Source organism: Photobacterium kagoshimensis (assembly GCF_050337045.1).
GTDB classification, from domain to species: Bacteria; Pseudomonadota; Gammaproteobacteria; order Enterobacterales; family Vibrionaceae; genus Photobacterium; species Photobacterium kagoshimensis.
Window position 1 is genome coordinate 99,732 of the sequence record NZ_JAKJSO010000012.1, and the last position, 13,332, is coordinate 113,063.

The window sequence follows — 13,332 nt, forward strand, 5'->3', positions numbered from 1 at the left end:
AGATGACGCAACATTTTAGCAACCTGCTAGATCGTGTGCGCGCGTGCACGATCTGCCACGATCATCTCCCATTGGGTCCTCGCCCTATTGTTCAAGCAAACCCACAAGCAAAGTTACTGATCATTGGGCAAGCGCCTGGCACTCGCGTGCATGAAACTGGGATACCATGGAATGACCCCAGCGGTGAGCGGTTGCGTACTTGGCTCGATCTCCCACCGGAACAATTCTACGATGCGAGTCAAATTGCGATTATGCCAATGGGACTCTGCTACCCAGGCAAAGGAAAATCGGGCGATTTACCACCGCGCCCCGAATGTGCACCTCACTGGCATCCTCAATTATTGCCTGCGCTTCCCAATATAGGAATGACGTTGCTCATTGGCCAATACGCACAAAACCACTATCTGACGAATAAACCGAAAACACTGACAGAAACGGTTAAGCAGTGGCAAACATGGGCGCCACATTATTTGCCCTTACCGCATCCGTCACCTCGCAATACGCTGTGGCTTAAACGTAACCCGTGGTTTGAAGAAGACGTAGTGCCTTATATCCGTGACTACGTCCACCAGCATCTGAAGCTGTAACGCTCTCTCTTGGTACAAAAAAGCCCACACCGTAGAAGGAGTGGGCTATTTCGTCGTCTTTATATCACGCGTCGCCTCAAAACAGCGAAGGTTAAGCGCAAAGCATTAACGTATTATTTGTGGTACGGCTTAGACAGCTCGTGTACTGCCTCCACAAATACACCTGCATTTTCAGGCGGCACATCAAGGTGAATGCCGTGGCCTAGGTTAAAGACATGGCCTGTACCTTCATCACCGTAACCTTCAAGAATCGTCGCCACTTCTTGACGAATACGCTCAGGTTGGGCGTAAAGCATAGAAGGATCCATGTTGCCTTGCAGTGCAACTTTATCGCCAATGCGTGCTTTGGCATCCGCAATGTTAATCGTCCAATCTAGACCAACCGCGTCACAGCCTGTTGCTGCGATTTGCTCTAACCACATGCCACCATTTTTGGTGAATAGGGTCACAGGTACACGACGGCCTTCGTTTTCACGGATCAGACCATCGACAATCTTGTGCATGTAACGCAGTGAGAACTCGTTGTAATCACGTGGGGTTAATACACCGCCCCATGTATCAAATACCATCACAGATTGCGCACCCGCTTTGATTTGGGCGTTCAAGTATTCAATAACGCTATCCGCTAGCTTATCAAGCAGTAGGTGCAGGGTTTGTGGCTCTGCATACATCATCTTCTTGATCTTGGTGAAGGCTTTTGAACTACCACCTTCAACCATGTAGGTCGCTAGCGTCCATGGGCTACCAGAGAAACCGATTAACGGCACTTCACCTTGAAGATCTTTTCGGATCTGGCGCACTGCATTCATAACGTACTGCAGTTCACCTTCTGGATCTGGTAAGCCAATCTTGTCGACGTCTGCTTTACAGGTAATTGGGCGCTCAAATTTAGGGCCTTCACCCGCTTCAAAGTAAAGACCAAGACCCATCGCATCTGGAATGGTCAGAATGTCTGAGAATAGGATCGCCGCATCAAGCGGGAAACGACGCAATGGCTGAAGCGTTACCTCACTGGCCAACTCAGCATTCTTACATAGCGACATGAAATCACCAGCAACGCTACGTGTTGCACGGTATTCTGGAAGATAACGGCCAGCTTGACGCATCATCCACACAGGGGTGCAATCTACAGGTTGCTTCAGCAACGCACGTAGGTAACGGTCATTCTTTAATTCGCTCATTTGAAACTCCATGGGTAAATTCTGCCGCGTATTGTATCACTCCCGAGCGGCAACAAAAGAGGGCAATTGTTAAGCAGATCAAGTTTACTGCAACATTCTGATTACTCTATTTGTGAGAGAGCCATGAGACATGATACAAAACTGGCGTGCTAGCAATAATAACAACTACTTACTCATTAAAGAGTAACGAATCACACCTTATCCCTCCCTTCGGAGGGTTTTTTTATCTATGATCCCCCTCCTACTCCTTTAGGGTTATTTCATTTGCTCAAGTGATAATTCGATAAGGTAACGAGCGATTGTTCCCTTAGGAGCAACGTCAGGCAGTGTATCTTTAGTCGCCCACACCGCATCACTCAACTCGGTATAATCTGGTTTTAATTCACCACTTTGATAATCTGCTAAAAAGCCCATCATTAAATTAGATGGAAATGCCCAAGGCTGACTGCCGACATAACGGATATTACTGACAGTGATCCCCGTTTCTTCTAACACTTCACGGGCGACACATTGCTCTAACGTTTCTCCCGCTTCAACAAAACCAGCAATTACGGTGTACATACCTGTCTTATGGCGCGGGTGCTGTGCTAACAACAACTCATCACCACGACGTACTGCAACAATCACACATGGCGATACTCTCGGATAATGGTGGCTATCGCATTGCTGGCACACCATGGCGATTTCACGCTGACCAAGCTGGCACTGACCACCGCATGACGAACAATACTGCTGATTATGTAGCATGTGAGACAGCTGCGTTGCACGGCCAGCTAAATCAAATAAGGCTGGCGGTACATTCAATAATTCACGTTGGCTGTGAAAATCTGCGCAATCAACCTCTTCGGGAGCTTCTAGCCAATAGACAGCGTGATTGTCATACTCACCAATTTTTCTTGCAGCATCAGTACTAAACACTAGTTCTGATTTGCTGAGCAGTGGAAGATTGCCCTGTGGAAGGTAAAGCTTACGATCTTGCACTACACACCAATACGCTATTTCTTGTTTATTTAACATCAATGTTACATCCATCCTTGCAGGGTACCGTTTTTACTGGCAATCTAAACTTGATAACGGAATATGAATCCGCATACAAGGTTCTCTTTATTAAGAGTTTCATAGGTATAGTATCTTGTTAGGATACTGCTAGATCATGAGGGCATGATCATGTTGAGTAAATTTGAGCAAGTACAACAACAATGGGGCGGCACCAGCGACGTCATTGACCACTGGTTAATGTCACGTCAACAGTTGCTGATTGATTACTGTAAACTTGCGGGGCTACCACCCTTTGAAAGCAGTAAAAATCAACTACCTGAAGCCTCTCAACTACAACTCTTCTCGCAACAACTCGTCGATTATATCTCTGCTGGCCACTTTAAAATCTATGACATGGTCATGGCTCGCTGGAACGATACAGGCTATTCACCAACTGAAGATATTTCCCAGCTATATGTCAGAATTACCCAAACGACCGATCCTCTATTAAATTTCGCTGACCGATATTGCGATGCTGATGAAGCCACAGCAATGGATAATTTTGATCTGCACTTATCCGCAGTAGGTGAGCTTATTGAGCAACGTTTTGCGCTTGAAGATAAGCTGATTGAGTTAATCAGCGAAAGTTTGGCTTGCCCTCCGGGCGCATAAAAGCCAACGCACGACAGGTAACGATGAGGCAGCTAAGCTGCTTCTCGTTGTGTCTGTAATATCACATTATCTGCCACATCTTGATGAAAGCAAGTGTCGCCCTCGACACAGCTATCCACCAGCTAGCGCCTTATATCTCATTCATAAACAGCAGAAAACAAAAAGGCATCCCGAAGGATGCCTTTTTAATATCAATCAAGTATGACTACGATGATTAATCGTCGTTTAGACCCGCATTAAGCAGTGCTGCAAGATCTTGAGTCGCTTGCTCTTGATCTACTTGAGGCGCTACTGGCTCAAGTTCAGCATTACGCTCGTTTTGACGGCGTTGGTGGTAAGCGAAACCTGTACCCGCTGGAATCAGACGACCAACGATTACGTTTTCTTTCAGACCACGAAGCTCATCACGCTTACCAGAAACCGCAGCTTCAGTAAGTACGCGCGTCGTTTCTTGGAACGATGCAGCAGAGATGAATGACTCAGTCGCTAGCGATGCTTTCGTGATACCTAGAAGGTCACGAGAGTATGTCGCAATCAGCTTGCCTTCAGCTTCTAGCTGACGGTTTGCGATTGTTACGCGAGAGAATTCAACTTGCTCGCCTGGTAGGAACTCAGAGTCACCTGCCACTACGATAGTTACCTTACGCAGCATTTGACGAACGATAGTCTCGATGTGCTTATCGTTAATCTTAACGCCTTGTAGACGGTAAACTTCCTGAACTTCGTTCACAATGTATTCTGCTACTGCGTGTACACCACGTAGACGTAGAATATCGTGCGGAGTTTCTGGACCATCAGCGATAACATCACCACACTCAACCTTCTCACCTTCGAATACGTTCAACTGACGCCATTTAGGGATCATTTCTTCGTATGCGTTGCCTTCAGCAGGCGTGATGATTAGGCGACGTTTACCCTTCGTTTCTTTACCAAACGAAACTGTACCCGTGATTTCTGCAAGAATTGCAGGCTCTTTCGGCTTACGTGCTTCGAATAGGTCAGCAACTCGTGGTAGACCACCGGTGATATCTTTAGTACCACTAGATGCTTGTGGAATACGCGCTAGCGTATCACCGATGCCAACTTCAGCACCGTCTTCTAGTTGTACGATCGCTTTACCAGGTAGGAAGTACTGTGCTGGCATTTCAGTGCCGGCGATCATTACATCGTTACCTTGCTCATCAACCAATTTAACCGTTGGACGCATGTCTTTACCTGCACCAGTACGCTCAGCTGCGTCTAGTAGGGTAATCATAGACAGACCCGTTAGGTCATCAGTTTGACGAGAGATCGTCACACCATCAATCATATCAACGAATTGGATACGACCTGCCACTTCAGTGATGATTGGCATTGTGTGTGGGTCCCAGTTAGCAACTACGTCGCCCGCTAGAACTTCTTCACCGTCGCCTTTCGACAGGTGTGAACCGTAAGGTAGTTTGTAGTTCTCTTTAGTACGACCAAACTCATCAATGATGCTCATTTGAGACGCACGAGAAGTAATAACTAGCTTACCTTCGTTGTTCGTTACGAACTTAGCATTCTGTAGTTTAACAGAACCTTTGTTCTTAACTTGGATGCTGTTTTCAGCTGCTGCTGCAGATGCCGCACCACCGATGTGGAACGTACGCATCGTTAGCTGTGTACCTGGTTCACCGATTGATTGTGCAGCAACAACACCTACTGCTTCACCAGTGTTCACCAAGTGACCACGCGCTAGATCACGGCCGTAACAGTTCTTACAACAACCGAAGTCGTTTTCACATGTTACAACAGAGCGAACTTTAACTTGGTCAACTGAGTTCTCTTCCAGAATTTCACACCACTTCTCATCAAGAAGCGTGTTACGTGGAGCAAGAACTTCATCTGTACCAGGTTTGATAACGTCTTCAGCAACAACACGACCAAGAACACGATCACCTAGTTGTTCTTTAACATCACCGCCTTCAACAAGTGGCATCATAGTGATACCAGCATGTGTACCACAATCATCCGCAGTAATTACTACGTCTTGTGCTACGTCTACTAGACGACGTGTTAGGTAACCGGAGTTCGCTGTCTTAAGTGCTGTATCGGCAAGACCCTTACGAGCACCGTGCGTAGAGATGAAGTACTGTAGTACGTTCAGACCTTCACGGAAGTTCGCAGTGATCGGCGTTTCGATGATTGAGCCATCCGGCTTAGCCATCAGACCACGCATACCAGCAAGCTGACGAATCTGCGCTGCAGAACCACGAGCACCAGAATCGGCCATCATGTAAACGCTGTTGAACGATTTCTGTTGTTCTTCTTCACCGTCACGGTTAATAACAGTATCGAAAGACAAGTTATCCATCATCGCTTTAGCAACTTGCTCATTCGCTGTTGCCCAGATATCGATAACTTTGTTGTAACGTTCGCCAGCTGTTACAAGACCAGATTGGAACTGCTCTTGGATTTCAGCAACTTCTGCTTCTGCTTCTGCGATCTTGGTGTATTTCGCTTCAGGTACAACCATATCGTCGATACCTACAGACACACCAGATAGTGCAGCGTATGCAAAACCTGTGTACATGATTTGGTCAGCGAAGACTACAGTGTCTTTCATGCCCAATTCACGGTAACAAGTGTTAAGCAGCTTAGAAATTTGTTTCTTACCCAGTGCTTCAGTGTTCACAAGATCGAAAGAAAGACCTTTAGGAACAATTTGCCATAGGATTGCACGACCAACCGTTGTATCAACAAGCTTAGTATCAGCGACTAGGTTGCCTTGCTCGTCGTAACGGTGTTCTGTGATGCGAACTTTCACGCGAGCGTGTAGTTCTGCGTTACCAGTGCGGTATGCCTTTTCAGCTTCAGACGAGCCTTCAAGGTACATGCCTTCACCCTTCGCGTTGATCTTGTCACGCGTCATGTAGTAAAGACCCAATACAACGTCCTGAGAAGGTACGATGATCGGATCACCAGACGCTGGCGATAGGATGTTGTTGGTAGACATCATCAGTGCACGTGCTTCAAGCTGTGCTTCCAGAGTTAGAGGTACGTGTACCGCCATCTGGTCACCATCGAAGTCGGCGTTGTATGCCGCACACACTAGTGGGTGAAGCTGAATCGCTTTACCTTCGATTAGTACTGGTTCAAATGCCTGAATACCTAGACGGTGCAGTGTTGGCGCACGGTTAAGCATTACTGGGTGTTCGCGGATCACTTCGTCTAGGATATCCCAAACAACAGCTTCTTCGCGCTCAACCATTTTCTTAGCAGCTTTGATCGTCGTCGCTAGGCCACGAGTTTCTAGTTTGCCGTAGATAAACGGTTTGAATAGCTCAAGTGCCATCTTCTTAGGAAGACCACACTGATGCAGGCGTAGGTATGGACCTACTGTGATAACAGAACGACCTGAGTAGTCTACACGCTTACCAAGCAAGTTCTGACGGAAACGACCTTGTTTACCCTTGATCATATCAGCAAGAGATTTCAGAGGACGTTTGTTTGAACCTGTGATAGCGCGGCCACGACGACCGTTATCAAGCAATGCATCTACAGACTCCTGAAGCATACGTTTTTCGTTACGTACGATAATATCAGGTGCTGCTAGATCCAGTAGACGCTTCAGACGGTTGTTACGGTTGATTACGCGACGGTACAGATCATTCAGATCTGAAGTAGCGAAACGGCCACCATCTAGCGGTACCAACGGACGAAGATCCGGCGGTAGTACTGGCAATACAGACAGGATCATCCACTCTGGGTTGTTACCTGACTGTAGGAATGCTTCAACAAGCTTAAGACGCTTGGTCAGTTTCTTACGCTTAGTTTCAGAGTTAGTTTCTTCTAGCTCTTCGCGCATGTTTTCGATTTCAGCATTTAGGTCCATGTTGCCTAAAAGTGCTTTAACCGCTTCTGCACCCATCTTAGCGTCGAACTCATCGCCCCACTCTTCAAGTGCATCCAAGTACTGCTCTTCTGAAAGCAGTTGGCTACGCTCAAGATTGGTCATGCCTGGTTCGATAACAACATATGATTCGAAGTAAAGAACACGTTCGATATCACGTAGCGGGATGTCCATTAACAGACCGATACGAGATGGAAGTGACTTTAAGAACCAGATGTGGGCTACAGGTGAAGCTAGCTCAATGTGACCCATACGCTCACGACGTACTTTGGTCTGAGTTACTTCAACGCCACATTTTTCACAAATAACACCGCGGTGTTTTAGGCGTTTGTATTTACCACAAAGACATTCGTAGTCTTTTACCGGGCCAAAGATACGTGCACAGAAAAGACCGTCACGCTCAGGCTTAAAGGTACGGTAGTTGATGGTTTCTGGCTTTTTAACTTCACCAAAAGACCATGAACGGATCATGTCAGGTGAAGCAAGACCGATTTTGATTGCATCAAATTCTTCGGTCTTGTGTTGTGCTTTCAGAAACTTAAGTAAGTCTTTCACATTCGGCTCCTGTGAGGAGTTGACCCATAAAGGCGCCAGTCTGCTGGCGCCTTCATATATATACCGGAGTAACTAATAAGTATGGCTTATGCCTGCTTATTCGTCTTCCAGCTCGATGTTGATACCCAACGAGCGGATTTCTTTCAACAATACGTTGAACGATTCCGGCATACCAGGTTCCATACGATGGTCGCCATCGACGATGTTTTTGTACATCTTCGTACGGCCGTTAACGTCATCCGACTTAACAGTTAGCATTTCCTGTAGAGTGTAAGCTGCGCCATATGCTTCTAGCGCCCATACTTCCATCTCACCGAAACGCTGACCACCGAACTGAGCTTTACCACCCAGCGGCTGCTGAGTAACAAGGCTGTAAGAACCGGTAGAACGGGCATGCATCTTGTCATCAACCAAGTGGTTTAGTTTAAGCATGTACATGTAACCAACAGTTACAGGACGCTCAAACGCATCACCGGTGCGACCGTCAAACAGTTTCAACTGACCAGACTCTGGTAGATCACCAAGCTTCAACAGTTCTTTGATAGATTTCTCAGGAGCACCATCAAATACTGGCGTTGCAATTGGTAGACCTTTACGTAGGTTCTGAACCAGCGTACGTACTTCATCGTCAGATAACTCTGCGATATCTACGTTCTGACGAGTTTCGCCTAGATCGTAAACTTTCTGCAGGAAGTTACGGAACTTGTGAAGTTCTTGTTGCTGCTTCAGCATCTCGTTAAGTTTGTCACCGATACCTTTCGCTGCAAGACCCAAGTGAGTCTCCAGGATCTGACCGATGTTCATACGAGATGGTACACCCAGTGGGTTCAGAACGATGTCGACAGTCTGACCTTTTTCATCGTACGGCATATCTTCAACAGGGTTAATCTTAGAGATTACACCTTTGTTACCGTGACGACCCGCCATCTTATCACCAGGTTGGATACGACGTTTAACAGCTAGGTATACTTTAACAATCTTAAGTACGCCTGGTGCTAGGTCATCGCCCTGTGTGATCTTACGACGCTTGGTTTCAAACTTCTTATCGAATTCAGCTTTAAGCTCATCGTACTGCTCAGCCAACTGCTCTAGTTGGTTTTGCAGGTTTTCATCGTCAAGCGTTTGTGCAAACAGCGTTTCACGGTTCATTGAAGACATTTTATCTTCGCTGTAACCCGCAGAAAGAAGCAGTGTACGAACACGAGCAAGAAGACCACCCTCAAGGATCTGGAATTCTTCTGTGATGTCTTTCTTCGCTTCTTTCAGCTGCATTTCTTCGATTTCAAGCGCACGCTTGTCTTTTTCTACGCCATCGCGAGTAAAGACTTGAACGTCGATGATGGTACCAGACACTGAGTTAGGTACACGTAGAGAAGAGTCTTTAACATCAGACGCTTTCTCACCGAAGATTGCACGAAGTAGCTTCTCTTCTGGAGTCAGTTGAGTTTCACCTTTAGGTGTCACTTTACCTACCAGAATGTCGCCGCCTTTAACTTCCGCACCGATGTAAACGATACCTGATTCATCCAGCTTAGATAGCGCTGCTTCACCCACGTTAGGGATATCGGCAGTGATTTCTTCTGAGCCAAGTTTAGTATCACGAGCCACACAAGATAGTTCTTGAATGTGGATAGTTGTCAGGCGATCTTCCTGTACAACACGCTCAGATACTAAGATGGAATCCTCGAAGTTGTAACCGTTCCAAGGCATGAATGCGATACGCATGTTTTGACCAAGCGCTAGCTCACCAAGGTCTGTTGAAGGACCATCAGCAAGAACATCACCACGTGCTACTGGCTCGCCAGGTAGTACAGTTGGACGCTGGTTAATACATGTGTTCTGGTTAGAACGGGTGTACTTCGTCAGGTTGTAAATGTCGATACCAGCTTCGCCAGGTACTAGCTCGCTTTCGTTAACTTTAACAACGATACGAGAAGCATCTACTGACTGAACCATACCGCCACGTTTAGCAACAGCTGTTACACCTGAGTCAACCGCTACGTTACGCTCGATACCAGTACCAACTAACGGCTTATCAGCGCGTAGTGTTGGAACTGCCTGACGTTGCATGTTCGCACCCATAAGGGCACGGTTAGCATCATCGTGTTCAAGGAACGGGATTAGGGATGCCGCCACAGATACAACCTGGTTGGTTGCAACGTCCATGTATTGAACATGGTCACGTGGGTGCAGACCTGAATCACCTTTCTGACGTGCAGTGATCAGTTCGTCAGCAAAAGAACCATCTTCGTTAAGCGCGGCATTCGCCTGTGCGATAACGTATTGGCCTTCTTCGATTGCAGACAGGTATTCAATTTCTTCGGAAACTTTACCATCAACTACTTTACGGTAAGGCGTTTCAAGGAAACCGTAAGGGTTACATTGAGCAAACGCTGAAAGTGAGTTGATAAGACCGATGTTTGGACCTTCAGGGGTTTCGATTGGACATAGACGACCGTAGTGAGTCGCGTGTACATCTCGAACCTCAAAGCCAGCACGTTCACGAGTCAGACCACCTGGACCAAGCGCCGAGATACGACGTTTGTGAGTAACTTCTGACAACGGGTTGTTCTGGTCCATAAACTGAGACAGTTGCGAAGAGCCAAAGAACTCTTTTACTGCCGCAGAAATTGGCTTAGCGTTAATTAGGTCTTGAGGCATGATTGCATCAAGATCGCCTAGGCTTAGACGCTCTTTAACTGCACGCTCAACACGTACTAGACCAACGCGGAATTGGTTTTCAGCCATTTCGCCAACTGAACGAATACGACGGTTACCAAGGTGGTCGATATCATCAACTTCACCACGACCGTTACGGATGTCGATCAATTTACGCATAACATCAATGATGTCGTGCTCGTCTAGTGTGCCTGAACCTGTTGTTTCGTCACGTAGCATTGAGCTGTTGAACTTCATACGGCCTACAGCAGATAGGTCGTAACGATCTTCAGAGAAGAACAGACTTTCAAACAGTTGCTCAGCTGCTTCACGTGTTGGCGGCTCACCAGGGCGCATCATGCGGTAGATTTCTACAAGCGCACTTAGACGATCTGTGGTGCTGTCAACGCGTAGCGTTTCAGACATGTACGGACCAAAGTCTAGATCGTTAGTAAATAACGTCTGGATAGACTTGTGACCAGCCTGAGATAGCAGCGCTAGTGATTCTAGGCTCAATTCTTGGTTAGCTGAAACAATCAACTCACCCGTTTCTTCATTCACGTAATCGCGAGAAGAAATTTTGCCTACAATGTATTCAACAGGTACTTCGATATGATCTACGCCGTCTTTGCCTAATTGGCGAATATGACGGGCAGTGATACGACGACCAGTTTCAACGTACACCTTACCGTTCGCTTCGATATCAAAGCTTGCAGTTTCGCCACGTAGACGATCAGGGACTAGTTCCATTACTAAAGCAGTGCCTTGAACTTCGAAGTTTACTTTTTCGAAGAATAGGTCAAGGATTTCTTCAGTAGTTTTACCTAGTGCACGAAGAATGATTGAAGCTGGAAGCTTACGACGACGGTCGATACGTACGAATACGTTATCCTTAGGATCAAATTCGAAATCCAACCATGAACCACGGTATGGGATTACGCGTGCGTTATATAGCACTTTACCTGAGGAGTGGGTCTTACCCTTATCGCTGTCGAAGAAGACACCCGGGCTACGGTGCAGCTGGGATACGATAACCCTCTCGGTACCGTTAATAACGAATGTACCGTTATCTGTCATGAGCGGAATTTCGCCCATGTAAACTTCTTGTTCTTTGATGTCTTTTACGGTGCCAGCAGGCGCGTCTTTATCGTACATAACAAGGCGAAGCTTCACACGTAGTGGAGCAGAGTATGTTACGCCACGAATCTGACATTCTTTAACATCGAAGACCGGCTCACCGAGACGATAGCTAACGTATTGCAGCTCGGAATTGCCATTGTAGCTCTGAATTGGAAAGACAGAACGAAAGGCAGCTTCTAGACCGTAATGCCCTTCAGGATCCTGCTCGATGAATTTTTTAAAAGACTCAAGCTGGATCGACAGCAAGTATGGTATGTCCAACACTTGCGGACGCTTACCAAAATCCTTACGGATACGCTTTTTCTCGGTATAAGAGTAAACCATAGGTTCCTCAGATCGCTGATAAGTGATCCAAACTGTCCAACTATGGGACAGTGACTAGTAACATTGTTTATTGTAGGAACAACCCCAAAGAATATAGAGCTGTTTTTTGCGTGAATAATGGTTACAAAACAATGTGAAAATTACCATTACCCTACAGCGCAAAAAGGCCGGTGGCATTTTGCCACCAGCCATTAGCCTAAAAAGGCTAAGAAATCAAATATTTATTATTTGATTTCAACAGAAGCACCAGCTTCTTCTAGTTGAGCTTTAAGAGCTTCAGCTTCAGCTTTGTCAACACCTTCTTTAAGTGGTGCTGGCGCGCCGTCTACTACAGCTTTAGCTTCTTTAAGACCTAGGCCAGTTGCGCCACGTACAGCTTTGATAACTTGTACTTTCTGTGAACCAGCAGCTGTTAGGATTACGTCAAACTCAGTTTGCTCTTCAGCAGCTTCAGCTGCTGCGCCGCCTGCTACAACTGCAGCTGCAGCAGTAACACCGAATTTTTCTTCCATAGCTTCGATAAGCTCAACAACTTGCATTACAGACATTTCTGCAACTGCGTCTAGGATTTGCTCGTTAGTGATAGACATAACAATTCTCTTTGAAATCAACAATTAATTTAATATAGCGTTCAGATAAAACAGGGACAATTAAGCCGCTGCTTCTTCTTTCTGATCGCGTACAGCTGCGATAGTACGTACCAGCTTGCCAGCTGAAGCTTCTTTCATGCACATCATTAGGCGTGCAATAGCTTCGTCGTAAGTTGGTAGTGTCGCAAGAATTTCTGCGTCAGCAACAGCGCCTTCGAATGCGGCTGCTTTGATCTCGAAATCTTTATTCTCTTTAGCGAAGTCTTTAAAAAGACGCGCTGCAGCACCTGGGTGCTCGTTAGAGAAGCCGATTAGTGATGGACCAACAAAAACGTCTTTAAGACATTCAAAATCAGTACCTTCAACTGCACGACGTGCTAGTGTGTTACGAACAACTTTCAGGTAAACGCCGTTTTCACGAGCTTGTTTACGTAGAGAAGTCATCGCACCAACCGCAACGCCACGAGAGTCAGCAACAACTGCAGACAGGGCACCATTGGCAGCTTCGTTGACTTCAGCAACAATTGCTTTTTTGTCTTGAAGATTTAATGCCATTGGAATAGCTCCTGGATTTTTTGCTGGGTTACCCCAGTCATTACACCACTCACTGTCAGAATGACAGGAGAGTCTTTACGGCGCAGATCCAAGATAGATTTACATCAATCATGTTCTGGCACCGTCTACGTAGGTAAACATTAAGTTCAAAAAGAACGCCTACGGTCTTTGACGAAGGCTAATTATTAACTAATTAACCTCAGCCATGAATTTGTGAA

Annotated in this window: 8 protein-coding genes; 2 read left to right on the top strand and 6 right to left on the bottom strand. The window is 46.3% G+C overall.

Going from position 1 to position 13,332, the window contains the following annotated elements:
- Positions 1-2 precede the first annotated feature (2 nt).
- On the top strand, positions 3-587 hold the full coding sequence (locus L4C35_RS09850) for a uracil-DNA glycosylase family protein (protein WP_428462706.1): 585 nt from the start codon (positions 3-5) through the stop codon (positions 585-587).
- A 113-nt stretch (positions 588-700) separates the two neighbouring features.
- On the opposite strand, the gene hemE is transcribed toward L4C35_RS09850, so the two are convergent.
- Together hemE and nudC are read right to left on the bottom strand one after the other, a co-directional pair.
- Entirely contained in the window at positions 701-1,768 is a 1,068-nt protein-coding gene (gene hemE / locus L4C35_RS09855; RefSeq protein ID WP_428462707.1) for a uroporphyrinogen decarboxylase, read from the bottom strand.
- 255 nt (positions 1,769-2,023) lie between these two features.
- On the bottom strand, positions 2,024-2,785 hold the full coding sequence (nudC, locus tag L4C35_RS09860) for an NAD(+) diphosphatase (protein WP_428462708.1): 762 nt from the start codon (positions 2,783-2,785) through the stop codon (positions 2,024-2,026).
- A gap of 150 nt (positions 2,786-2,935) precedes the next feature.
- Here nudC and rsd point away from each other — a divergent pair, with 150 nt between their 5' ends.
- Complete coding sequence (gene rsd / locus L4C35_RS09865; RefSeq protein WP_428462709.1) at positions 2,936-3,418, top strand: sigma D regulator; 483 nt, start codon at positions 2,936-2,938, stop codon at positions 3,416-3,418.
- A 214-nt stretch (positions 3,419-3,632) separates the two neighbouring features.
- Here rsd and rpoC read toward each other — a convergent pair whose 3' ends face one another.
- From rpoC to rplJ, 4 genes are all read right to left on the bottom strand, one after another.
- Positions 3,633-7,847: a DNA-directed RNA polymerase subunit beta' gene (rpoC, locus tag L4C35_RS09870; RefSeq protein ID WP_428462710.1), complete on the bottom strand. Its 4,215-nt coding sequence runs from the start codon at positions 7,845-7,847 to the stop codon at positions 3,633-3,635.
- 96 nt (positions 7,848-7,943) lie between these two features.
- Complete coding sequence (gene rpoB, locus L4C35_RS09875; RefSeq protein ID WP_428462711.1) at positions 7,944-11,969, bottom strand: DNA-directed RNA polymerase subunit beta; 4,026 nt, start codon at positions 11,967-11,969, stop codon at positions 7,944-7,946.
- 224 nt (positions 11,970-12,193) lie between these two features.
- Positions 12,194-12,559, bottom strand: coding sequence for a 50S ribosomal protein L7/L12 (rplL, locus tag L4C35_RS09880; RefSeq protein ID WP_428462712.1), 366 nt, complete (start codon positions 12,557-12,559; stop codon positions 12,194-12,196).
- A 60-nt stretch (positions 12,560-12,619) separates the two neighbouring features.
- Positions 12,620-13,114 (bottom strand): 50S ribosomal protein L10, encoded by a 495-nt coding sequence (gene rplJ / locus L4C35_RS09885; protein WP_048899796.1) that lies wholly within the window; start codon positions 13,112-13,114, stop codon positions 12,620-12,622.
- Between the last annotated feature and the right edge of the window lie 218 nt (positions 13,115-13,332).

Bases quoted from the DNA above. Each gene is read 5' to 3' on its own strand.
- L4C35_RS09850 (WP_428462706.1), top strand. From the start codon at position 3: ATGACGCAACATTTTAGCAACCTGCTAGATCGTGTGCGCGCGTGCACG.
- hemE (WP_428462707.1), bottom strand. From the start codon at position 1,768: ATGAGCGAATTAAAGAATGACCGTTACCTACGTGCGTTGCTGAAGCAA.
- nudC (WP_428462708.1), bottom strand. From the start codon at position 2,785: ATGTTAAATAAACAAGAAATAGCGTATTGGTGTGTAGTGCAAGATCGT.
- rsd (WP_428462709.1), top strand. From the start codon at position 2,936: ATGTTGAGTAAATTTGAGCAAGTACAACAACAATGGGGCGGCACCAGC.
- rpoB (WP_428462711.1), bottom strand. From the start codon at position 11,969: ATGGTTTACTCTTATACCGAGAAAAAGCGTATCCGTAAGGATTTTGGT.
- rplL (WP_428462712.1), bottom strand. From the start codon at position 12,559: ATGTCTATCACTAACGAGCAAATCCTAGACGCAGTTGCAGAAATGTCT.
- rplJ (WP_048899796.1), bottom strand. From the start codon at position 13,114: ATGGCATTAAATCTTCAAGACAAAAAAGCAATTGTTGCTGAAGTCAAC.